General features: G+C 68.5%; 20 protein-coding genes and 2 pseudogenes. 10 read left to right on the top strand and 12 right to left on the bottom strand.

Annotated elements, in window-relative coordinates; translation table 11 throughout:
* The first annotated feature begins 105 nt into the window (after positions 1-105).
* The 3 genes and pseudogenes from ACQ86J_RS06730 to ACQ86J_RS06720 all read left to right on the top strand — a co-directional run bounded on the left by ACQ86J_RS06730 (position 106) and on the right by ACQ86J_RS06720 (position 3,477).
* Positions 106-2,295 (top strand): annotated as a pseudogene (locus tag ACQ86J_RS06730) (RelA/SpoT family protein).
* Positions 2,292-2,701: pseudogene (gene acpS / locus ACQ86J_RS06725) on the top strand (holo-ACP synthase). The pseudogenes ACQ86J_RS06730 and acpS overlap by 4 nt, the downstream one beginning before the upstream one ends.
* 35 nt (positions 2,702-2,736) lie before the next feature.
* Complete coding sequence (locus ACQ86J_RS06720) at positions 2,737-3,477, top strand: SDR family oxidoreductase (protein ID WP_431270514.1); 741 nt, start codon at positions 2,737-2,739, stop codon at positions 3,475-3,477.
* Between the two features lie 57 nt (positions 3,478-3,534).
* On the opposite strand, the gene ACQ86J_RS06715 is transcribed toward ACQ86J_RS06720, so the two are convergent.
* Together ACQ86J_RS06715 and ACQ86J_RS06710 are read right to left on the bottom strand one after the other, a co-directional pair.
* Positions 3,535-4,239, bottom strand: a complete 705-nt coding sequence (locus tag ACQ86J_RS06715) for a DsbA family oxidoreductase (protein WP_431270513.1) — start codon at positions 4,237-4,239, stop codon at positions 3,535-3,537.
* A 56-nt stretch (positions 4,240-4,295) separates the two neighbouring features.
* Positions 4,296-4,982, bottom strand: coding sequence for a glutathione S-transferase family protein (locus ACQ86J_RS06710; protein WP_431270512.1), 687 nt, complete (start codon positions 4,980-4,982; stop codon positions 4,296-4,298).
* A 175-nt stretch (positions 4,983-5,157) separates the two neighbouring features.
* On the opposite strand from ACQ86J_RS06710, the gene pobA reads away from it, so the two are divergent.
* Together pobA and ACQ86J_RS06700 are read left to right on the top strand one after the other, a co-directional pair.
* Complete coding sequence (gene pobA / locus ACQ86J_RS06705; RefSeq protein WP_431270511.1) at positions 5,158-6,339, top strand: 4-hydroxybenzoate 3-monooxygenase; 1,182 nt, start codon at positions 5,158-5,160, stop codon at positions 6,337-6,339.
* A gap of 46 nt (positions 6,340-6,385) precedes the next feature.
* Positions 6,386-8,755, top strand: a complete 2,370-nt coding sequence (locus ACQ86J_RS06700) for an alpha/beta hydrolase domain-containing protein (RefSeq protein ID WP_431270510.1) — start codon at positions 6,386-6,388, stop codon at positions 8,753-8,755.
* 250 nt (positions 8,756-9,005) lie between these two features.
* Here ACQ86J_RS06700 and ACQ86J_RS06695 read toward each other — a convergent pair whose 3' ends face one another.
* On the bottom strand, positions 9,006-9,371 hold the full coding sequence (locus tag ACQ86J_RS06695; RefSeq protein WP_431270509.1) for a Gfo/Idh/MocA family oxidoreductase: 366 nt from the start codon (positions 9,369-9,371) through the stop codon (positions 9,006-9,008).
* Between the two features lie 103 nt (positions 9,372-9,474).
* Here ACQ86J_RS06695 and ACQ86J_RS06690 point away from each other — a divergent pair, with 103 nt between their 5' ends.
* Positions 9,475-10,269, top strand: a complete 795-nt coding sequence (locus ACQ86J_RS06690) for an enoyl-CoA hydratase/isomerase family protein (protein WP_431270508.1) — start codon at positions 9,475-9,477, stop codon at positions 10,267-10,269.
* A gap of 72 nt (positions 10,270-10,341) precedes the next feature.
* On the opposite strand, the gene ACQ86J_RS06685 is transcribed toward ACQ86J_RS06690, so the two are convergent.
* Positions 10,342-10,644 carry an alkylphosphonate utilization protein gene (locus ACQ86J_RS06685; protein WP_431270507.1) on the bottom strand — a complete coding sequence of 101 codons (303 nt, stop codon included), beginning with the start codon at positions 10,642-10,644 and terminating at the stop codon, positions 10,342-10,344.
* 124 nt (positions 10,645-10,768) lie between these two features.
* Here ACQ86J_RS06685 and ACQ86J_RS06680 point away from each other — a divergent pair, with 124 nt between their 5' ends.
* Entirely contained in the window at positions 10,769-11,686 is a 918-nt protein-coding gene (locus ACQ86J_RS06680) for a Bug family tripartite tricarboxylate transporter substrate binding protein (protein ID WP_431270506.1), read from the top strand.
* A 56-nt stretch (positions 11,687-11,742) separates the two neighbouring features.
* On the top strand, positions 11,743-12,759 hold the full coding sequence (locus ACQ86J_RS06675) for a hypothetical protein (RefSeq protein ID WP_431270505.1): 1,017 nt from the start codon (positions 11,743-11,745) through the stop codon (positions 12,757-12,759).
* A 106-nt stretch (positions 12,760-12,865) separates the two neighbouring features.
* On the opposite strand, the gene ACQ86J_RS06670 is transcribed toward ACQ86J_RS06675, so the two are convergent.
* From ACQ86J_RS06670 to ACQ86J_RS06640, 7 genes are all read right to left on the bottom strand, one after another.
* A complete protein-coding gene (locus tag ACQ86J_RS06670; RefSeq protein ID WP_431270504.1) occupies positions 12,866-13,861 on the bottom strand; it encodes a Bug family tripartite tricarboxylate transporter substrate binding protein in 996 nt (331 codons plus the stop codon).
* A 5-nt stretch (positions 13,862-13,866) separates the two neighbouring features.
* On the bottom strand, positions 13,867-14,559 hold the full coding sequence (locus ACQ86J_RS06665; protein ID WP_431270503.1) for a cyclase family protein: 693 nt from the start codon (positions 14,557-14,559) through the stop codon (positions 13,867-13,869).
* Between the two features lie 16 nt (positions 14,560-14,575).
* The gene (locus ACQ86J_RS06660; RefSeq protein WP_431270502.1) at positions 14,576-15,544 is read right to left on the bottom strand and encodes a Bug family tripartite tricarboxylate transporter substrate binding protein; all 969 of its coding nucleotides are present in this window, start codon (positions 15,542-15,544) and stop codon (positions 14,576-14,578) included.
* A gap of 48 nt (positions 15,545-15,592) precedes the next feature.
* Complete coding sequence (locus ACQ86J_RS06655) at positions 15,593-15,769, bottom strand: SnoaL-like domain-containing protein (RefSeq protein ID WP_431272320.1); 177 nt, start codon at positions 15,767-15,769, stop codon at positions 15,593-15,595.
* Positions 15,770-16,014: 245 nt separating this feature from the next.
* Positions 16,015-17,520: an amidohydrolase family protein gene (locus ACQ86J_RS06650; protein WP_431270501.1), complete on the bottom strand. Its 1,506-nt coding sequence runs from the start codon at positions 17,518-17,520 to the stop codon at positions 16,015-16,017.
* Positions 17,521-17,567: 47 nt separating this feature from the next.
* Positions 17,568-18,350: a M10 family metallopeptidase C-terminal domain-containing protein gene (locus ACQ86J_RS06645; RefSeq protein WP_431270500.1), complete on the bottom strand. Its 783-nt coding sequence runs from the start codon at positions 18,348-18,350 to the stop codon at positions 17,568-17,570.
* A 98-nt stretch (positions 18,351-18,448) separates the two neighbouring features.
* On the bottom strand, positions 18,449-19,168 hold the full coding sequence (locus tag ACQ86J_RS06640; protein ID WP_431270499.1) for a DUF1028 domain-containing protein: 720 nt from the start codon (positions 19,166-19,168) through the stop codon (positions 18,449-18,451).
* A 216-nt stretch (positions 19,169-19,384) separates the two neighbouring features.
* Here ACQ86J_RS06640 and yghU point away from each other — a divergent pair, with 216 nt between their 5' ends.
* Positions 19,385-20,161 (top strand): glutathione-dependent disulfide-bond oxidoreductase, encoded by a 777-nt coding sequence (gene yghU, locus ACQ86J_RS06635; RefSeq protein ID WP_431270498.1) that lies wholly within the window; start codon positions 19,385-19,387, stop codon positions 20,159-20,161.
* 351 nt (positions 20,162-20,512) lie between these two features.
* Positions 20,513-22,288: an SLC13 family permease gene (locus ACQ86J_RS06630; RefSeq protein ID WP_431270497.1), complete on the top strand. Its 1,776-nt coding sequence runs from the start codon at positions 20,513-20,515 to the stop codon at positions 22,286-22,288.
* Here ACQ86J_RS06630 and ACQ86J_RS06625 read toward each other — a convergent pair whose 3' ends face one another.
* The gene (locus ACQ86J_RS06625) at positions 22,289-22,624 is read right to left on the bottom strand and encodes a TRCF domain-containing protein (RefSeq protein ID WP_431270496.1); all 336 of its coding nucleotides are present in this window, start codon (positions 22,622-22,624) and stop codon (positions 22,289-22,291) included.
* Positions 22,625-22,626: the final 2 nt, after the last annotated feature.

Genomic DNA, 22,626 nt, shown 5'->3' with positions numbered 1-22,626 from the left:
TTGACCTCGCGCGACGCCGGGCCGCTCCAGGCACCGGTGCCGCGCGCGCCGGAAGGCACCGCCGCGAGCCTCGCGCCTGCGCTGGTCCCCGGTCTTGAGGAGGCCATGGCACTCTCCCGCCGGGTCGCGGGCTACGACCCCCGGGCCGATGTCGCGCTGCTGGAACGCGCCGGCCAGACAGCCGCCGAGGCGCACGCCGCGCAGAAGCGCGAGAACGGCGACCCTTACATCACTCACCCGATCGCGGTGGCGAATATCCTGGCCGACTACCGGCTGGACAGTGCGACCATTGCTACTGCCCTGTTGCACGACGTCGCCGAGGATACCTCCTTTGGGCTGAAGCAGATTGAACGCTGCTTCGGCGCCGAGGTCGCCCGGCTGGTGGACGGCGTCACCAAGCTCACCCGCATCGAGTTGCAGTCCGAGCGCACCAAGCAGGCAGAGAACCTCCGCAAGCTCGTCCTAGCCATGAGCGAGGACATCCGTGTCCTGCTGGTGAAGCTGGCCGACCGGCTGCACAACATGCGCACCCTGCATTTCGTGCAGAAGCCAGAGAAGCGGCGGAAAACGGCGCGCGAGACGCTCGACATCTTCACCCCGCTGGCCGAGCGCATCGGCATGGACGCGCTGAAGACCGAGTTGGAGACGCTCGCCTTCCAGGAGTTGCACCCGGAGGCGCGGCAGACCATAGCCGCCCGGCTGACCTTCCTGCGCGGCCAGGGCGCCGGGCTTATCAAGGATATCGAGCAGGACCTGAAACGCGTGCTGTCGCAGCATGGCGTGCGACCGCTGGACGTGGTGGGACGGGAGAAATCGCCCTATTCGATCTGGTTGAAGATGCAGAAGAAGAACGTAGCCTTCGAGGCGCTCTCGGACGTTATGGCTTTCCGCGTCATCGTCGAGGACCGCGCCGCCTGCTACGCCGCGCTTGGCGCCGTGCACGATGCTTATCGCGTGGTGCCAGGACGCTTCAAGGATTACATCTCGACGCCGAAGACCAACGGCTACCAATCGTTGCACACGGGCGTGACGGTGCCGGAGCGGCGCAACGCCAAGATCGAGGTGCAAATCCGCACACGCGACATGCACGAGGTCGCCGAATACGGCGTTGCCGCGCACTGGATCTACAAGCAGGGTCCGGAGGGCACCGCCGGCGCCAACCGCAAGCGCTACCCCTGGGTACGCGCCCTTCTCGACATCTTGGAGAATGCCGAGGGCGCGCAGGACTTCCTAGACCACACCAAGCTCGAACTGCACCGCGACCAGGTCTTCTGCTTTTCCCCCAAAGGCGACCTGATCGAGCTGCCGCGGGGCGCCACGCCGATCGACTTTGCCTACGAGGTTCATAGCCAAGTCGGCGACAGCTGTGTCGGCGCCAAGGTCAATGGCAAAATCGTCCCGCTGCGCCACCAGCTGGAGAACGGCGACCAGGTCGAGATCATCACCGCCCGCGGCGGCCAGCCCAACCCGGGCTGGGAACGCTTCGTCGTCACCGGCAAGGCCCGCGCCCGCATCCGCCGCTTCGTCCATGCCCGGTTGCGCGAGGAGCACATGGAAGGCGGTCGCGCCGCCATAGCCAAAGCCTTTCGTCAAGAAGGGCTGGAAGCCACTGAGAAGCTGCTGGAAGGCGCGCTCAAGCCGCTCAAGCAGGCTGGACTCGAAGAACTTTACACCGTGGTTGGTTCCGGCTCGCTCTCGGCGCGCGAGGTCATGCATGCCGCAGTGCCGGAGCTGCGAATCCCACCGCGCATAGCCGATGCGCTGCCGCTGGCGCGGCCGCGGGGCCGGATCGGCGCCAGCCCGATGCTCGGTCGGCCAGACCGCCCCGGTGCCGCCCGAAATGGCAACGCCGGACTGCCGGTCACTGGCTTGGTCAGCGGAATGCCCTTTCACTTCGCCGGCTGCTGCCACCGCTGCCGGGCGAGCGTATCCTCGGGATCGTCACCACGGGCAAGGGCGTGACCATTCACGCGACCGATTGCCACACACTCGAGGAATTTTGCTGCAACGCCCGAGCGGTTCCTCGATGTCGACTGGGACGAGGCCTCGGCCGCCGCCCGGGTCGGCCGTGTGGTGGTGGAGACACGGGCACGCAATTCGGCCCTCGCCGCGCTGACCGAGACGGTGGCGCAGAACGACGGCGCGGTCAGCGGGTTGAAGGTGCAGCACCGCGACGCCGATTCGATCGAGGTATTGCTGGACATCGAGGTCACCGATCTGCGCCACCTGGAACGCATTATGGCGGCGCTGCGGGCGCCTGCCGACAATTTGCGCGTGGAGCGAATGCGCGGATGATCCTGGGTATCGGCAACGACATCTGCGACATTCGCCGGCTTGAGAAGGTGCTGGAGCGACACGGTGAGCGGTTCCTGGAAAGGGTATTCACGCCCGTCGAGCGCGCCAAGGCCGAGCGCCGCACGGAAAAGCTCCGCGCAGGCACCTATGCGAAGCGCTTCGCAGCGAAGGAGGCAGCCTCCAAGGCGCTCGGTACCGGCTTCGCCCAGGGGTCTTCATGCGCGACCTCGGCGTGGTGAACCTGCGCTCCGGTAAGCCGACCCTGCAGCTGACCGGCGGCGCCGCCGCTCGCCTCGCCGCGATGACGCCGCCTGGCCATACGGCGCAACTCGACCTGACCATGACCGACGAATACCCTTACGCCTCGGCTATAGTCATCATCTCGGCGGTCCGGCTGGTGAGATAACCTCGCCCCGCCTAAGACGGACGGGGGAGGGTCCCATGAACGCACTCGATTTCAAGGGTCGCATCGCGGCCATCACGGGCGGCGCGCGCGGCATCGGCCTTGCGGTTGCCGAGCGCATCGCCGCCAGCGGCGGCCGTCCGGCCCTCTGGGACGTCGACCTAACCGAAGCCGAAAAGGTAGCCGCTCGACTCGACGGCCATGCGGCGAAGGTTGACGTCACCGACGATGCCAGCATCGAAGCTGCACTTGCCGGCACCGAGGCAGCGCTCGGCCCGCTCGACATCCTTGTAGCCAATGCCGGCATCACCGGGCCAAACATGCCGGTCGACGCCTATCCGATTGATGCTTGGCGCCAGGTAATCGAGATCGACCTGACCGGCGTCTTCCTGTCCTGCCGCGCGGTGGTGCCAGGCATGCGGGCGCGCAGTTACGGTCGCATCGTCAACGTCGCCTCGATCGCCGGTAAGGAAGGCAATCCGAACGCTGCGGCTTATTCGGCAGCCAAGGCCGGGGTCATCGGTTTCACCAAGTCGCTCGGCAAGGAATTGGCGCAGACGCCGATCCGGGTTAACTGCGTTACGCCAGCCGCGGCGGCGACCGACATCTTCAAGCAAATGACCCAGGCACAGATCGACTACATGCTCTCGAAGATTCCGGCCAACCGCTTCGCCCAGGTGGAGGAGATCGCCGCGCTAATCTGCTGGCTGGTGACCGAGGATTGCAGCTTCTCGACCGGGGCGGTGTTCGATGTCTCGGGCGGAAGGGCGACGTATTGAGGCATTAAGGGCAGGGGGAAGGTGTTCCCCTCGCACCCCCACTATTTCTCATTAACTCTATTCGGCCGCGCGTGTCTGCGGGCCGCGCAAGATCGTCAGTGCCCGCCTGAAGGCATCCGCCATGCGGTCGGCGGGCATCGCGCCGCTGAACACAACATGGCCGTCGAGTGCGAAGGTCGGTACGCCTGAGAGGCCGGCGCGGCGGAAACCGGCATCCTCGGCCACCACCTCGGCCTTGCCCTCGTCGCCGGCCAGGTAGGCGGCGACGTCCAATCCCTGCGCGCCGGCAATCTCCGCCAGCACCGCGCAGTCGCCGATGTCGCGGCCCTGCTGGAAGTAGGCGACGAACAATGCCTCCACGACCTTGTCCTGCACCGCCGGGCCCTGCTGCCCAGCCAGCCGGATCAGCCGGTGCGCATTCACCGTGTTCGGCGTGCGTCGCATCAGCGCATGGCGGAATTCCACCCCCGCGGCGCGGCCAGAAGCCGCGACCTGCGCGTCCAGCTCGCGGCTCCGGGCGATGCTGCCGGACTTCGCGGCGCGATAGCTGTCGCGCTCCACGCCCTCCTTCGGCATGTCGGGATTGAGCTGGAAGGGGCGCCAATGCACCTCGAACCGTTCGCCCTCGGCGGCCAGCAGCGCCAGGGCCCCTTCCAGGTTGCGCTTGCCGACCCAGCACCAAGGGCAGATGGCGTCGGAAACGACGTCGATCCGTGACGGCGCGCGCTCCAGCGGCAGCGCATCGCCGGCCGTTGCCGGCATCTGACACCCATTCGGGCCACAGGTTCCGTTCATCATGCCGCTCCTGTTCCTCAGGCTCAAACGTTGTGACCGGGCGCGGCGGCTGCAAGCCCGTCGAACAGGCCCAGCATACGCCCGCGCCATGCATGCACCGGGTCGTCTGTCTCCAGCAGCCGGAAGGGGCTGACCGACCGCGCCCACATGAAGGCGCCGAAGACGATGTAATCGGCATAGGCAGGGGCTTCACCGCACAGAAATGCTTGGCCGCGCAGCGCCAGCCGCACCGGCTGCAATGCCTTTCGAAAATCGGTCAACTGCTCCGCCCGTAGGGCCACGAAGGCTTCCAGCGTCATCCCGAAGCGCTTCTCCCGGCTTTCTCGAAAGTAGCCGGCATCCTCCGATCGCAGGCAGTCCAGCAAGTCCCGCACTACCATCCGTGCGATCCAGGGATGCAGGATGCTGTCGGTCCAGCCATTGACGAAGCGGGTCAGCGCCTGCGCCTCTGGCCCTCCGAAAAGGCTGGGGCGGTGGGGATAGGCGTCTTCAAGGTATTCGGCGATCGCCCAGGAATCGTGCAGGCTGCGCGCCCCGTCCACCAGCACCGGTACCAGCCCTTGACCGCTAAAGGCAATGCGGTCCTTCTCTGTAAGGCGCCAGGGGATTGTCTCGACGTCCAGGTCCTTGTGCGCGAGCGCCATGCGGGTCCGCCAGCAGAAGGGACTGAAGCGCAGCGCCGGGTCCGCCCCGGCCAGGTCGTAAAGCATGCGGCCCATGGCTGTCTTCCCCTTTGTCGGCCCGGCAGGCCCGGCCCTGGCGCCCTGGTTCGTCTGCCTCAGTCTCCCCCGCCAGGAACATCCGTGCAAATTCCCGCGGATCGGGTGCAGACTTGCCGCCGGTCGGGAAGCCTGCACATTCGCCGGGATGGAGCGGAGGAGCGCCATGCGCACGCAGGTAGGGATTATTGGGGCCGGGCCGGCTGGGCTTCTCCTGGCGCATCTGCTGCACCGCGCGGGAGTCGAGAGCGTGATCCTCGAAGCCCGCTCCCGCGCCTATGCCGAGGGCCGCATCCGCGCCGGCCTGCTGGAACAGGGCAGCGTCGACATCCTGACCGAGACCGGTGTCGGTGACCGCCTGCATCGCGAGGGCCTGCCGCATGAGGGCATCGAGCTACGCTTCGACGGCCTGGGCCACCGCATCGACCTGCATGCGCTGACCGGCAAGCGGGTCACCATCTACGGCCAGCAGGAGGTGGTGAAGGACCTCATTGCCGCGCGCCTGGCCTATGGCGGCCCGCTGCTCTTCGAGGTTCAGCATGCTGCCGTGCACGACCTCGACACCGATTATCCCAACATCACCTACCGCCATGGCGGAGCGGAGCACCGGCTGCATTGCGACGTCATCGCCGGCTGCGACGGCTTTCACGGCGTCTGCCGAGACGCGATCCCGGCCGAGGTGCTGCGTGTCTACGAGCGCGTCTACCCCTTCGCCTGGCTCGGCATCCTCGCCAGCGCGCCGCCGGCCTCCCACGAGCTGATATACGCCAGGCACGAGCGCGGCTTCGCCCTCGCTACCATGCGCAGCAACGTCCTGGCGCGGCACTACATCCAGTGCCGGCCGGAGGAGGATATTGCCGCCTGGTCCGACGACCGGATCTGGGCCGAGTTGCATGCCCGCATGGCCGACCGCGACGGCCATTCGCCTATCAAGGAAGGCCCGATCCTGCAACGCGGCATCACGCCCATGCGGAGCTTCGTCGCCGAGCCGATGCGGCATGGCCGCCTGGTCCTCGCCGGCGACGCCGCCCACATCGTGCCGCCCACCGGAGCCAAGGGGATGGACCTGGCGGTCGCCGACATCATCGTCCTGGCCCGGGCGCTTGAAGCCTTTTATCGCGGCAAAGGCACCGCGCTGCTCGACACCTATTCCGCCACTGCCCTGCGCCGCGTCTGGAAGGCCCAGCGCTTCTCCTGGTGGATGACGTCGATGCTGCACCGCTTTGACGGCGGCGACCCCTTCGAACACAAGGTGCAACTCGCGGAGCTCGATTATGTCTGCGGCAGCGTCGCGGGCTCGGTGACCCTGGCCGAGAATTACGTCGGCCTGCCGATGCAGATGGGCTGACCCGCCGGGCCGGCGCAGCCTATCCTCAGCGCGGGAGGAACCCGCCATGAATCGTGCCGTCTCGGCCGCCACCGCCGCGCTGCTGGCCGCAGCGCCCGCCGCGGCGAGCATCACCGTCTTCGAGGTCACCACGCAGGATAGCTTCTCGGGCGGCCAGGATTTCGGGGCCGGGCCGTATCTCCGGATCAGTGGCATCGCCCGCGGCGAACTCGACCCGGCAGATCCTCGCAACGTGCCCATCGCCGATCTCGGCCTCGCCCCACGCAATGCCCGTGGACTGGTGGAATACGCGACCGAGGTCGTCATCCTCCGCCCCGCCGATCCGGCCCGGGCGAATGGCCGGTTGCTGTATGACGTGACCAATCGCGGCCGGAAGATGATCTTCGGCAACGTCTTCGACGCGCCCGGCGCCCAGCCGGAGCTGAACGCGCTGCGGACACCCGGCTCGGTCGGGCTCGCCCTGCCGCTGCGGGCTGGCACCACCGTGGTCTGGAGCGGCTGGGATCCTGAGGCGCCGCACGCCAACGACGGTATGCGGATCAACATCCCCGTCCTGCCCGGCGTTACCGGCCCGGTGCGGGACGAATTCGTCTTTGGCACCCGCATCAATCCGGCGGAACGGCCGACTGCGCCACTCTCCTACCCCGCGGCCGAGACCGATCCGGCCAAGGCCAGCCTGACCGTCCGCCGCCGGCGGGAGGACGCGCCGCAGCCCGTCGCCTTCGCCTTCGCCGGCGACCGCGCCATCCGCTTGCTGCCCGAGGGCACCGCCTTCACCCCCGGCAGCATCTACGAGTTCCGCTACACCGCCACCGGCGCCCGGCCGCTCGGCATTGGCTATGCGGCGACCCGCGACCTGGTCAGTTTCCTGCGTCATGGGGAGGCGGACGGACAGGGCCGGCCCGGGCCGCTCGGCGGGATCGCCATTCGCACCAGCTTCGCCCTCGGCATCTCCCAGTCCGGGCGCTACCTGCGCCACCACATCGACCTCGGCATGAATGCCGATACCAACGGCCGACGGGTCTTCGATGGCGTGCTGGCGCATATCGCCGGCGCAGGGCGGGTCTTTGTCAATGAGCGTTTCGCCCAGCCTGACCGCACCGCGACCTGGCACGAGGATTTCGCTCATCCGGAGGATTGGTTCCCGATCGCCGCGGCCGAGACCACGGACCCCGCCACCGGCCGCCGCGGCGCGTTGCTGCGCGGCGACGGCAGCGATCCGCTGCTGATGGAGGTGAACACCTCCACCGAATACTGGCAGAAGGGCGCCAGCCTGATCCATACCGACCCGGTCGGCAGCCAGGACCTGCCCGCGCTGCCCAATGTCCGCCATTACCTTGTCGCCGGCACCAAGCATGGTGGCCGCTTCGGCGCGACCACCGCGCGCGGCAATTGCCACAACCTCAACAACCCGCATTCCGCCAGCCCGCTGCTGCGTGCCCTGCTGGCCGCGCTGGAGGATTGGGTGGATTCCGGTACCGCCCCGCCGCCCTCCCGCGTGCCGCGGCTGGCCGATGGCACCCTGGTTCCGGCGGAGGAGGCGCTGCGGCGCTTCCCCCAGGTGCCCGGCACGCTCCGCCCGCGCTTCGCCACCCCAATCACCCCGGTGACGGATTGGGTCGCCGGCACCCGCGGCGCCGAGGAGGCCTGGCGCCCGCTGGTCCCCGCGGTGGACGCCGATGGCAATGAGCGCACCGGGGTGCGCCTGCCCGACATCGCCGTGCCGCGCGGCACCCATACCGGCTGGAACCTCTATGCCGCGGCCGGGCTGCAGGACGAAATGTGCGACCGCGAGGGCAGCTTCATCCCCTTCGCCGCCGATGCCGCCGCCCGCCAGGCCGCTGGCGACCCGCGGGCGAGCCTCGCCGAGCGCTACCCAAGCCAGGCGGCCTATGTCGCCGCGGTGCGCGTCGCGGCCGATGTGCTGGCCGCCGAGCGCCTGCTGCTGCCAGCCGATGCCGAGGCCTTCGTGGCGGCGGCGCGCGAGCGTAGCGTAAGTGACGCCGGCGATCCGGACCTGGGGCGCAAGGCCTCGGGACGGATCGCGGCGCCGGCTCAGGCGGCAAGGATCGCCTCGACCACCTCCTGCACCTCCAGGGCTTCCCGCAGCGTCGCCAGCGGATGCGGCTTGCCACGCGTCATGGCGGCGACGCTGGCAAGCTGCCGGCGCAGCACCTCCGGTCGTAGCCGCGCATTCGGCATGGCATCCGCCGCCGGCTGCCAGGCGCCCTCCGCGTCGAGCCGCTCCGCCACCGACCAGTCGTGCAGCCGTACCGCACCGACCGGGCCGCGAAGCGTCCAGGTATTGTGGTCGTCCTTCGGCGTAGTGCCGACGCTGCCCGTCAGCGTCACCGGCACGCCGCCAGCAGTCAGCCGGGCGGCAATCGTGGTTTCCGCGAGGTCGCCTGCGGGATAGGTCACCTGGGCCTCCCGCAGCTCCATCGGGCCGAGCTGGCGGCGGGTGAGGAACAGGAAATGAGAGACGACCTCCCGGGTGAAGCCACCCTCCGCCCGGCGGGCGAGCCACGACGCGGCATCCTGCTGCCAGCCGCGCGGCCAGGTGGCGAAGGCGACCTCGATCGCCAGGGACTCAGCCGCGCCGGTCGCGCCCGCCTCCCGCCAGGCCGAGAGCTGGGCGACACCCGGCGAGGACGCCATGGGGAAATTCACCGCGGCCCGGGCGCCCAGAGCCTCGGCCTTCGCCACGGAACATTGCGCGAAGCGGCCAGGTCGACCGCAAGCGGCTTCTCCAGGAAGACGGCTCGGCCGGCGCCGAGGGCGGCTTCCGCCAGCGGCAGGTGCGCCTTCGGTGGGGCGGCGATGTAGAGGCAGTCGCAGGCCTCGATTACCGCAGCGGCGCCGTCCAGTAGCGGCACGCCAAGGGCGACCTCAGCCAGCCGCGCCGCGGCGGCGGGAGAGGGATCCCAGACGCCGATGGGCCGGACATGCGCTGCGGCATGGTCGATGGCTGCGCGCAGCAGCCTTTCGCCCATGATGCCGAAGCCGATGATGCCAAGGTTGATGGCGGCCATGCCGGTGTCTCCTGCGTTTGTCGGCGCTCCTATGCCATGCCCTGCGCGGCTTGCCCGCTCCCCGCGTGGGCCGCATCTTCCTCCGCCCAAGGAGGAACGCCGCATGGCTGACGACACCCCGCTGCTGGTCACCCGCGAGGGTCCGGTAGTCCGCGCCACCATGAACCGGCCGGAGCGCCGCAACGCGCTGAGCGAGGCCATGGGCGCCGCCTGGGATCGCCTGCTGGCGGAACTCGCGCAGGACACGACGGCGCGGGTCCTGGTGATCGCCGGCGCGGGCGGCCATTTCTGCGCCGGGCTCGACCTGACCGAGGTCGCCTCCGACGAGACGCCGGAGCAGAAGCTGGCCCGGCAGCAGGTCCGCAACCGCCGCACCGGGCAGCGCTTCCTTGACATCTCTGCCCTGCCGCAGGTGGTGATCGCCGTGGTGGAGGGTGCCTGCCATGCCGGGGGCCTCGGATCTCGCTGCGCGGCCGACATCGCTTTCGGCGCGGCGACTGCCCGCTTCGCCGCGCCCGAGGTGCGGCGCGGGCTGGTTCCGGCGCAGATCCTGCCCTGGCTCGCGCGCCGCACCGGGCGGACCGCGGCGACCCGGCTGGTGCTGGAGGCGACGGTGATTGAGGCGGCCGAGGCCGGGCGAATCGGCCTGCTGCACCAAGTACTGCCGGATGCGGCGGCACTTGAGGTGGAGCTGCAGCGGACCATCGCCGCGGTGCTGGAAGGCGCGCCAGGCGCACTGGCCGAGACCAAGAGATTGCTGGCGGCGCTCGGGCCGGTCTCGCCCGAGGGCTATTCCGAGGCCGGCGCTGCCGCCTTCGCCCGCACCGCTTCGAGCCCCGAGGCGGCGGAGGGGATCGCGGCCTTCAAGGCGAAGCGGAAGCCGGCCTGGGTGGGGTGAGGCGTCCGATCGGCGAGGGGCGCTGCCCGGAGCCGTGTACCGGCTGCCGGGCTGCAATGCCGGGCCAGCGCGTCAGCGCTTGCGGACGAACTCGGTCCGTAGGACGAGGCCCTTAATCGCCTCGTGCCGGCAGTCGATCTCCTCGGCATTGTCGGTCAGCCTGATCGACCGGATCACCGTGCCTTGCTTGAGGGTCTGGTTGGCGCCCTTCACCTTCAGGTCCTTGATGACGGTGACCGAATCGCCATTGGCCAGGATGTTGCCGGCAGCATCGCGGATCTTGAGGCGGCCGGCCTCAGCGGCGGCGATCTCGGCGGCTGGCCGCCACTCGCCGGTGGCCTCGTCATAGACATAGGCGTCCTCGTCCTCGGTCATCTCGCACTCGTTTGCTGCTGCCGGGCCGTCTCCTGCGCCGCGCCGCCGCCGGCAAGGCCCGGCCGGCTTGCCAGCGGCGCAGCGGCGGGGGAGTCTCCGCCCCAACCAAGACGGAGGATACGCAATGTCGGGCTCGATCGGCCGCCGCGCCACGCTGATGGCGCCCGCCCTGCTGGCCGTCCCGGCCCTGGCGCAATCTGGCTGGCCGGACCGGCCGATTCGGATCGTCGTCGCTTTCCCCGCAGGCAGCGTGACCGACACGCTCATGCGGCACCTGTCGGAGCCGCTGGCGCGCGAACTCGGCCAGCCCGTGATGATCGAGAATCGGCCTGGTGGCAACGGCGTGGTCGGCACCGAGGCCGCCGCCCGGGCCGGCACGGACGGCCATACCTGGTGCGTGCTGAGCGTCACCAACGGCGCGCTCGCGCCCTATGTGGTTCGCAAGCTGCCCTACGATCCTATCAAGGACTTCGCGCCAATCGGCTTCCTGGCCGAGACCGCCTATATCCTGGTGGTCCGCGCCGACCATGCGGCACCCGACCTGGCCGGCCTGATCGCCCTGGCCAAGGAGAGGCCCGGCGCGCTGACCTTCAGCTACGGCAATCAGAGCGCTCACATTGCCACCGCTACCATGGCGCGCATGGCGGGTGTCGAGATGGCCGGCATCCCATATCGCGGCGGGCCGGAAGCGCTGACCGACGTCATCGCCGGGCGCATCGACTGCACCTTCACCGACATTCCGGCCGGCGTGCCGCAGATGAAGGATGGTAAGGTCCGGGCGCTGGGCATCACCCAGCCCGAGCCCTTCGCGCTGCTGCCCGAGATTGCGCCGGTTGGCAGCGTGCTGCCCGGCTATGGCTTCCGTTTCTGGTTCGGCATGGGAGTGCCCACCGGCACGCCGGCGCCGGTCATAGCCCGGGCCAATGCAGCCATGAACGCAGTACTGGACAGCGCCGATCTGCCGAGCGCGTCGCCAGACTCGGCTACGTCCCGAAGCCGACCGAGCCGGAGTGGTTCCGGACCTTCCTCGCCGCCCAAATAAAGCAACTCGGCGACCGTGCCCGCGAGGTCGGGATCGAGCCTGGTTGAGGAGAGATCATGCGCCATCTGCTGACACTGGCCCTGTCGATGCTGCTGGCCCTGCCGGCCGCGGCACAGACCACGGGCCCGCTGACGATCGACAAGCAGGGCAGCTTCTTCATCGGCGGGAGGGAGGTGCAATCGGACGCGCTCTCGACCCTTCCGGCCTATGCGCCAAGCGGCACCGTCACAGTCGACCAGATGTATGTTCGCTACCAGATACCGGTGAACGTCACCGGGCGCCCCCTGGTGCTGGTGCATGGCTGCTGCCTGACTGGCAAGACCTGGGAGACGACGCCGGACGGCCGCATGGGCTGGGACGAGTATTTCGTCCGCCGCGGCCACCCGACCTATGTGGTCGATCAAGCCTGGCGCGGGCGCTCGGCCGGCAGCATCGCCGCCATCAACCGGGTCCGCTCCGGCCGCGCACCGGCCGACGAACTGCCGACGGTCTTCTCGGCCGGGCATGAGCCGGCCTGGGCGATCTTCCGCTTCGGTGCCGAATACCCGCAGGTCTTCCCAGGCATGCGGTTCCCGCTGGAAGCGCAGGGCGAGTTCTGGAAGCAGATGGTGCCGGACTGGCTGAACAGCGTGCCGACGCCGAACCCGACAGTCCCTGCGCTGTCGGAACTGGCGCGGAAGCTTGACGGCGCGGTGCTGGTCAGCCATTCGCAGTCCGGCATCTATCCTTTCCAGACCGCGGCGCTGGACCGCGCCGGGATCGCCGGCATCGTCTCGATCGAGCCGGGCGCCTGCCCGGCGGCCACCAGCGACATGGCGCCCTACAAGGGGCTGCCGATCCTGGTGCTCTGGGGCGACTACGTGGGACTGGCGCCGCGCTGGACGCCGCGGCTGAAGGGTTGCCGGGACTTCGCCGCGGCAGCCAATGCCGCGGGCGGCCAAGTCGAGGTCGCGGTGCTGCCGGAGATGGGCATTAAGGGCAACTCCCACATGCTCATGCAGGACAACAACAGCCTGGAGATCGCCGATTGGCTGGCGGGCTGGTTGGCAAAACACGTCGGACCAAAAGGCTGATCTGGGGCCCGCGCATCGAGCATCCGGCGTGCAGCCAACGCCAAACACTGAGAAACAGAGCAAGGCCAAGAAGAATGTCTTCTCACTGGCCTTCCTCCACCGTTGCTCAGTCCGGCTTGATCCCCGCCGCCTGGATCACCGCGCGCCAGCGTTCCAGCTCGCCACCGATGAGCGCAGTATAGCCGGCAGCATCCATCCGCCCCGGCACCACGCCGATACCGGCGAAGCGCGCGCGCAGCGTCGCATCCACCAGCGCCTCGGCGATGAGAGCGCCCCAGCGGATGGCGATCTCCGGCGGGATGCCGGCAGCGGCGGAGAAGCCGAACCAGTTGGTACTCCGCGCCGCCGGGTAGCCCGCTTCCGTGAAGCTCGGCACCTCGGGCAATGCGGCGTCGCGGGTCGCCTCGGACGTGCCGAGCGCCCGCAGCCGGCCGCTGCGCAGGTGCGGGAGGGCGATCGGCAAGCTTTCCATCACCGCCGGGATCTGCCCGCCGATTGCATCCGCGAGCGCCGGCGCCGAGCCGCGATAAGGCACATGCATCAGCTCGACTCCCGCGGCGCGCGCCAGCAGCTGCCCGACCAGGTGGTTCATCGTGCCGTTGCCGCCCGTGCCGTAGGCCAGGCCACCCGGCCGTGCCCGAGCCATGCCCAGGAACTCGCCGAGATCCTTGGCCGGCACGCCCGGGTTCACTACCAACACACTGGCGAAGGTGCCGACCAAGGCGATGTGGGTGAAGTCCGCCATCGGGTCATAGGGCATGTTCGGATAGAGCACCGGGCCGATGCCATGTGAGGCGGCGCTGGACATCAGGACCACATGCGAATCGCCGCGCGCCTTGGCGACCAAATCGGCGCCAACCAGGCCGCCGGCGCCCGGCCGGTTCTCGATCACAATGGGCTGGCCAAGCCTGTTGCCGATCGCCTCGCCGAGGGCGCGAGAGAGCGTGTCTGCCGCACCGCCCGGCGGAAAGTTGACGATCCAGCGGATCGGCCGGTCCGGCCAGCCGGACTGCGCGGAGGCGGGGGCGGCCAAGGTGGCGGCGAGGAGCGTGCGGCGGGGCAGGGCGTGCATGGTGCGGCGGCGCTGCAACGCCCGTGCCATGGGGCTCAGGGGAACATCGCCACCGCGCGGATCGGGCTGGCAGTGCCGCCCCGGATCTTCAGCGGGAAGCCGATGAAGGTGAAGCGTCCGCGGCCGAGCAGCTGATCCAGGTTCGCCAGGCACTCCATATGCGTGATGCCGCGCTCGGCGCACGCCATGTGGGCGAGGAAGTTGGGCTCGCCTTCCGGGGCCGGGCTGATCGCCTCGACGCCGAACATGCCGATGCCGCGGTCGGCTAGCCAATGCACGCTCTCCAGCGCCAGGCCGGGGAAGTCATGCAGGTAGCCGGGGGTGCCAAGCAGCCGGTCGTTGGTCGCCATGTGCAGCAGCACGGTGTCGCGCGGCCAGATCTCCTGGCCCGACTTCGCCAGCGCCGCTTCCATCTCCGGCACGGTGATCGAATGCTTCAGCGGCACATGGCTGAGATCGAGGCAGATGCCGGAGGTGTAGAAATTCTCGAGCGGGACCTGGTCGATCGACAGCGCTTCCGGCTGCGGGTCGAAGTGCACGGGGGCATCGACATGCGTGCCTGCATGGTCGCTCATCGACAGGTACAGCGCCTTGCTGGTGAAGGTAGTGCTGCCCGCAACCTTCTTCTCGGAATGGTCGCCCCAGACCATCACCACGGCGGGCGGGTGGCTCGGATGGGTCTGGGTGCGGTGAAAGATCTCGCGGGAGAGGTCGACGAATTCGGGCATGGCAGCGGCCTTCACATCAGTCCGGCCGGATGTTCGCCGCAAGCACAAGCTCGGTCCAGCGCCGCCGGTCGGCCGCGGCATAGGCAGTGATTTCCGCCCGGCTGCCGGCAAAGGGCAGCATGCCCTGCTGGGCCAGCCGCTCCTGGAAGCGCGGCCGCGCCACGGCCTCGACGAAGGCTTCGTGCAGCCGCGCCAGGGTGGGCTCGGGTGTCGCGGCGGGCGCATAGGCGGCGTACCAGTTCAGCGCCTCGTAGCCCGGGACGGCCTCGGTGATGGCCGGTATCTCGGGCAGGCTGGCCGAGCGGGCAGGGGTGGAGACACCGAGAGCACGGAGCCGGCCAGCCTGTATATGCGGCAGGGCGGTCGGCAGAGTGTCGGCCATCATCTCGATCCGCCTGGCCAGTAGGTCCTGCATTGCCGGCGCGGTGCCGCGATAGGGCACATGCGTCATCTCGATGCCCGCGAGATAGGCGAAGAGCGCGGCGGCGAGGTGGGTGGAGGCGCCGATGCCGGCGGAGCCATAGCGCAATGCGTTGGGTTGGGCGTGGGCCAGGGCGATGAGCGCTCCGATCGTCGTCGCCGGCACCGCAGGATGCACCACCAGCACCGCGGGCACGCCGCAGATGCCGGCAACGGCGGCGAGGTCGGCCATCGGGTCGAAGGACAGCTTCTGCAGCGCGGGATTGGTGGCATGCGTCGCCTGGCTGCCCATCAACAGGGTCAGCCCGTCCGGTCGCGCCCGCACCACTGCCTCGGTGCCGAGCGCGCCGCCGGCGCCCGAGCGACTCTCCACCTGCATCGGCTGGCCGAAGGCGGTGACCATTTCCTCGGCCAGAATGCGGGCGACGAGGTCGGAGGCGCCGCCGGGTGGGAAGGGCGCCACCATGCGCAACGGCCGGTCGGGCACCCAGCCGCCCTTCGCCCACGCGCGGTGCCAAGGTGGCGCAAGGGCGGACAGGGCAAGCAAATGACGGCGGGTTGGCATGGCGCAGGCTCCGGCAGGGCTGGGAGTCGTGCGAGCGCCGTGCCAGGATCAGTTCCCGAGGAAGTAGAATTTCTCCTCTACCACCTTGCCGTCACGCAGAGTGTAGAGGCCGACCTCCTCCATCAGCATGCGCTGGCCGCTGGCCTTCTGGGTGACGTCGATGGCGAAGCGCAGGGCGAACTGGTCGCCGTTGACGTAGGGGCCATGGGTCTCGGTCGCGTGTATGTCATGATTGCCGTACCACCATTCGCCCTTCCCCTGACCGCCGCCTTGCCGCGCAGCATGGCCATCTCGCCCGCCATGGGCTCAATGCTGATGACGTCCTCGGCCCAGAAGCGCTCGCCTGCCTCCGCGAGATTTTCCGGCTTTGCAGAGTGTGGCGAATTCCTCCGCAATCTCCTTGGTGCTCATCGGATGTTCCTCCGCGCCGCGGGGCGCGGAGGGAACGTATCAAGAACTTCGGGCCGTGTTCAAGCAGGATCGCAAAGATAGCGGCGCACCGGATATGGCTGCCGGGCGAAGGCCGGGCAGAAGCTGCGGACCACGGGCTCCAGCAGGGCGAAAAGTTGCCGTTTCTCGGCATTCAGCGCCTCCAGCCGCTCCCGCGCCGCCTCGGCCTCTCGCGCCAGTTTCGCCAAGTCCATGGTCAGCAGACGGCGGTCGCGGACAATGAAGCTGCCGCCGATCATGACATGGCGAAGCGCGTTGGCGTCTTCGGTATGGATGAGCTGGTTCACTGTGCCGTTCAGCGGCATCCAGTTTGGGTGGGCCAGGTCGAGGAAGACGATATCCGCCTTCATGCCCGGCGCGATGGCGCCGATATGGGCAAAGCCCAGCGTCTTGGCGGAGCCTTGCGTGCCGGCGCGCCAGACCTCCTCGGCGCTGACCCATTCGGCTGGATCCGGCCCCTGCACGGCAGCGAGTTGGAAGGCGGCGCGCATCGCCTCATACATGTTCGAGGTGTCGGAGGAGGAGACGCCGTCGGTGCCGATGCCGATGGTGACGCCGAGGTCGAGCGCGCGGCGCAGCCGGAACATGCCGTTGCCCAGCCGCATGTTGCTACCCGGGTTGTGGGCGATCGCCGCCCCCTTCGCCGCCATCAGCCGCAGATCGTCGTCGGTGAGCCAGATGCCATGCGCGGCGGAGAAGCCGGGGCCGACCAGCCCGAGCGCATCGAGGTGCTGCACCAGCGTCCTCCCGTAGCGCTGCATGCCGGCCAGCGCCTGCAGCTTGCTCTCGCCGACATGGCTCTGCAGCGGCGCGCCGAATTCCTTTGCGAGCGCGCCGCAACCGCAGAGGAATTCGTCGGCGCAATGCAGCGGGATGGTCGGAGCCAGTGCTACGCGGATATCGGCGCCGTTCCAGTGCCAGTGCTGCAGGATCTCGCGCATCGCCGCCAGCGTCGCGTCGCCAGGCGCCGGGCGGGTGGCGTCCACCTGGGCGCGTAGCGCCTCGGGCAGCGCGTCGCGCAAGCCGGGCACCGCGTCCCAGACCGTGCGGTCGGCGACCATCGGCGCAATCACCGCGCGCAGCCCGACCTCGGCATAGGCCTCGGCCATTGCGTCCATGCCGTCCCGCGTCGGCAGCGGCGCCTCGGCCGAGAGGTCATAGGCGGTGGTGACGCCCTTCAATACCATCTCGGCAGCGACCAGTTGGGTCGAGAGCTTCTTGTCGGCAAGGCTCCGCCCGCCGCCCATCCAGGGCGCCGCGGCCAGCAGCAGCTCAAGCGTCCAGGTATCCGCCAGGCCGCGAGCTAGGCCACCATGGCCGTGCGTATGGGCGTTGATGAGGCCGGGATGCAGCAGCAGCCCCGTCGCATCCTCCAGCTGGGCGTCGGCTGGGGCGGCGAAACCGGTGCCGACCGCGCGGATAATGCCGGCCTCCACCAAGATATCTGCCGGCTCGGCGCGGCGCCGCGCGACATCCACCAGCCGCCCGCCGCGGATCAGGATGCGGCCCATCCTTGTCTTTGCCATGTTCCGTCCCCCGGCTGCTGCGCCCCAGCATGCCAGAGACGCGCCATTCAGGCGAAGAGCACATCCGCCGCCGTCAGGTGGTGCTGCCCAAGCAGCGTGATCACCGCATCGACGCCGAGGCTGGCGCCGCCCGGCAGATGAATCTCAACCCGCGTATCGGCGCCGGCGATAGTGCTGCGGACCTGCAGGTGCGACGTATCGGTGAACTCGATATCGGCCAGCACGTCCGTCGCCACGCCCGGCTGCCGGCGCGCAAAAGCGGAGAGGTCCAGATGGTCCACACCCGGCTGGAAGTCGGCGACCACATCGCCCTGCGTGTCGTAGACATGCATCCGTGCCCGCGCGTCGAGCGCGCCGAAGACGAAGCGATCTGCCCCCGCGCCCCCCAGCAGCGTGTCCGCTCCCGTGCCACCCTCCAGCACGTCGTCGCCATCGCCGCCATCCAGCCGGTCGTTGCCGCCGCCACCGAGGATCGTGTCGTTGCCCGCATCGCCGTACAGCGCATCGCCGCTATCCGCATCTCGCGTATAGGCATCGCGATAAAGGCTGGGCTGCGCCAGTACGCCCCAGCCCTGGATCAGGTCCTGTCCCGCCCCGCCATGCACCGTATCGGCGCCGTAGCCGGCCAGCACCGTGTCCTCGCCCGCCCCGGCGGCGATGGTATTGCCTTGGGGCGCCGCGCCACTGGCCGGGTCCGGGAAGATCGCCGGATGCGGACCGTCCAGCCCATCGCCGTAGATCAGGTCGTTGCCGGCTCCGGTCCGGATCGCGTCGCTCGCCGCCGTGCCGAGGATAGTGTCCGCATCGGTGGTGCCATAGAGGAGGGGCATGTCGCTCTCCAGAAGCGGATATGATATTTAGTATTCACAACCTGAAGTTAGAATCCCTCTCATGCACCAAACGAAAGCGAGAACTCACGCACCTGACATTAACGTCTGAAGCGTAGAGCTACCCCGCGCGCGATCCAGCCCGCCTCGATTGCGTCGATATCGCAATAACCGGACGGATCGGCTTTCCGTGGCGCCTCGTGCAGGCTCGGCGCCCGCATCACCCGCCAAATTTCCAGCATGCGCCGCAGTTCAGCCAGCGGCTCCGGATGGTCGTCGACGCGCAGGTTGAGGTCGGGGAAATCCTCGGTCGTGGTCAGCAACATCGCCGCCGACTGTTTGCCACGCTTATCGCCGCCGGCGGCCTGGCCGGCCTCCATCGCCGCCATCAGGCGCTCCGGCAGCGGTAGCGCGGCACCGGCTTTGAAGGCTGCGGCGGTGTCCGCCACCACCGCCGGGCCGGCCAGCATGTTGCCGGCGACCGAAAAGCCTCGGTGCGGGCTGTCACCGCACCACTCCACGCAGTTATCGCCGGTCCAAGATGCGCTGTTGCCGTGGCGGTCCACAGCATGCACCTGGCGGATGCCGCGCCCCTTGTCGCCCGTCAGGGCGCCCTGGATCGCATCCGCTGGGTGCAAGCCGCGCTCCAGCCCATCAAGGATCGCCGGCGCCAGATAGCGGTTGGTGAAGGATTGGGTAGAGACCGCGCCGACGCCGGACCGGACGAAGGGGCAACTGGCACCGACCGCGAAATTGCAGGTCGAAACGGCGACGGCGAAGGCCCCGGTCTCGGGGTCATGAGCGACAATGGACCAGGTCATGCCGGCGGTTCCCTGCTGAGGTCCCCGAGCATGCCCGCGAAGTCCAGTCGGGGGAGGGGTGTCGCTTCTGCCGGTGCGGCCCCATCCTATGGCCAGGTGCATCAACGGGAGCATCGCCCATGACAGACGAGTATACCCCGCCCAAGGTATGGACCTGGAACAAGGCCAGCGGCGGCCGCTTCGCCAGTATCAACCGTCCGATCGCAGGCCCGACGCATGAAAAGGAACTGCCGGTCGGCCGCCACCCGCTGCAGCTCTACCTCGCTCGGCACGCCGAACGGGGTGAAGGTGACAGTGATGCTGGAAGAGCTGCTGGCCGCTGGACACAAGGGGGCCGAATACGACGCCTGGCTGATCCGCATCGGGGAGGGCGACCAATTCGGCTCCGGCTTCGTCGGCATCAACCCGAATTCCAAGATCCCCGCCCTGCTCGACCGCAGCGGGCCAACCCCGATCCGGGTCTTCGAATCGGGCGCCATCCTGGTGCATTTGGCGGAAAAGTTCGGTGCTTTCCTGCCTAAGGATCCTGCGGCGCGAGCCGAGGTGCTGTCCTGGCTGTTCTGGCAGATGGGCAGCGCGCCCTATCTCGGCGGCGGCTTCGGCCATTTCTACGCATATGCGCCGGCCAAGTGGGAATACCCGATCGATCGCTTTGCTATGGAGGTGAAGCGGCAGCTTGACGTGCTCGACCGGAGACTAGCCGAGAGCGAATACCTCGGCGGGACGGATTACACGATCGCCGATATCGCCGTCTGGCCTTGGTATGGCGGCCTGGTGAAGGGGTGGCTTTATGGCGCGGCGGAATTCCTCGACGTGGAGAGCTACAGGCACGTCAACCGCTGGGCGGATGCAATCCACGCCAGGCCGGCGGCGCAGCGCGGGCGCATGGTGAACCGCGTGCAGGGAGAGCCTTCGAGCCAGCTGCACGAGCGACATGAGGCAACCGACTTCGAGACAAGGACGCAGGATAAGGTCGCACCCAAGGTGGATTGAGTGGCAGGGAGGGTGCCGCCCTCCCTAAAGCTCGCCTGCTGGGGACAGGATGCCGGCGGGTCATCCATGCCGGAAAGGGCCTGGTATACCTGATGGCGAAATTTCACTTGCCAGCTGGAACCTCGCTGCGTCGAGCGAAGAGTGGATCATTCGCTATCCTCTCCGATCGCTGGACGGCAGGCGTTGCAGTGTTTGGCCTCGCCCGTCCTGGCCGACAGCCTGCCGGTGCACGAGCTTTACGCCAGATCGGCACTTTCATATTAATCGGGCGACAACTGGACGGGCAACCGTGGGCGCCCTGGTGCGCTTGGCGCTGGCTCGTCGAGGTTTGCTGATGTCCTTCCTGCCTGCATGACCATCGACCAGGCGTTCGCCTTCGGCATCCTGGCCGGCACCGTCGGTCTATTCCTCTGGGGCAGGCTGCCCTACGACCTCGTTGCGATGCTTGCGTTGCTGGCCGGCATCATCACGGGTATCGTTCCCATGGCGGATGCCTTCACCGGCTTCAGCGACGATATCGTCATTATTATTACTGCTGCATTGGTGGTCAGCGCTGCGGTTGCACGGTCCGGCGCGGTGGAGACAGCCATGCGGCCGCTGTTGCCCTATCTGAAGTCGCGCCGCACCCAAGTGCCAGTGCTTGCGGCGGCTGTGATGCTGGCTTCGATTTTCACCAAGAACATCGGCGCGCTGGCGATCTTCATGCCGGTTGCCTTGCAACTGGCCCGGCGAACCGGGACGCCGGCCGGCGCGCTCTTGATGCCGATGGCTTTCGCATCGCTGCTTGGCGGGTTGGTGACGTTGATCGGCACTTCGCCAAACATCATTGTCTCCCGTGTACGGGAACAGGTAACCGGCCAGCCATTCGGCATGTTCGACTATGCGCCGGTCGGGGTAGTGATCGCCTTGGCGGGGCTGGTCTTCCTCGCCTTCGGCTGGCGGTTGCTGCCGGCGGCGCGGCGGGGCAAGGCGTCGCACCCCGTCACTGCCATCGAGGCCTATGCGACCGAGGCGCGCCTCTCGCCCGAAAGCCCTTTCGTCGGTAGCACCATCGGTGCGCTGCACGCCCTTTCCGAGGAGCGGGTGGGTGTCGCTACCCTGCTGCGCGCAGGACTGCGGCGCGAGGCACCGCCGAGCTCCTGGAGTCTTCGCGCCGAAGACCTGTTGATCTTGGAAGGCGAGCCGGAAGACCTTGAGGCCCTGGTCGACCGCGCCGGGCTGACTTTGGTCGGGGAGAAATCCACGGCCGAAGACGTACCTGAGGATGCCAAGGCAGTCGTCGAAGGCGTCATCACGGCCGATTCACCGCTGGTCGGCGCGACACCGACCAGCGCTGCCCTGGCTGCGCGCTTCGGCGTCAGCCTGCTGGCAGTGAGTCGGCGCGGCGAGCGTATCCGCGACAGGCTGAAGCAGCTGACGCTGCGCCGCGGCGATGTTGCGATCCTAAAGGGCGAAGCCGCGCGATTGCCGGACACGCTCGCGGCGCTCCGCATCCTGCCGCTGACCGAACGCGGCATCGAGTTAGGCCGCAGCCGGCGCAGCTGGTTGCCAGCAATCGCACTTGGATTGGCGATGCTGGCGGTGGCAACGCATGCAATACCGGTGACCGTCGCCTTCTTTGCCGCTGCCGTCGCCATGTTGCTGCTCCGCACGCTGACCCCGCAGGAGGCCTACCAAGCCGTCGATTGGCCGGTGGTCGTGCTGCTGGGCGCGCTGATCCCGGTCTCGGAAGCGGTCCGTACCACTGGCGGGACGGAGCTTGTCGCTGGGTGGCTTTCCGCCGGAATGGATCGGCTGCCCCCGCTCGGCGCACTCGGGCTGATTATGGTGGTGGCGATGGCAGTGACGCCATTTCTCAACAATGCAGCGACCGTGCTGATGTTGGGGCCAATCGCGGGCAGCCTGGCCCAGCGCCTAGGCCTAAGTCCCGACCCTTTCTTGATGGCGGTGGCGATAGGCGCGGCCTGCGATTTCCTTACGCCCATCGGGCATCAATGCAACACGCTAGTCATGGGGCCGGGCGGCTATCGCTTCGGTGATTACTGGCGGCTTGGTCTGCCGCTCTCGATCATCGTCATAGCGGTCGGCGTGCCGATGATCGCGCTGGTCTGGCCCCTGGCCCGGTAGTCACGCGGGACGCTTGCGGCGAGGTGGCGCCAGTGCCGTCAGCAGGGCTTCTGCCGTGGCCAGTTGCTCGGCTGCGTCCTTGCTCTCCCGCCTCAACAGAAGTCTTCCATTGCGGAGTTCCAGGCCCGCCGGCGGTTCCACTACCCAATCGGTGCGGGGTGTCACTGCCGCAGCACTCGGTCCGACCTCGATCCGAGCGATGCCGAGGCGGCGGCACCGCGCCGAGATCCGTGCTAGCGCGAAAAGGTTGCGCAACGGCGCCGGCGCCTCACCGTAGCGATCCTCCAGTTCGTCCTCCAAAGCTTCCACGGAGGCCAAGTCGCTTTCCCGCAGCATGC

Origin of the sequence: Dankookia sp. P2, assembly GCF_050632255.1 — a bacterium.
In the GTDB taxonomy this organism is placed as follows: Bacteria; Pseudomonadota; Alphaproteobacteria; order Acetobacterales; family Acetobacteraceae; genus Paracraurococcus.
This window is presented reverse-complemented; position numbering and strand designations above follow the sequence as displayed.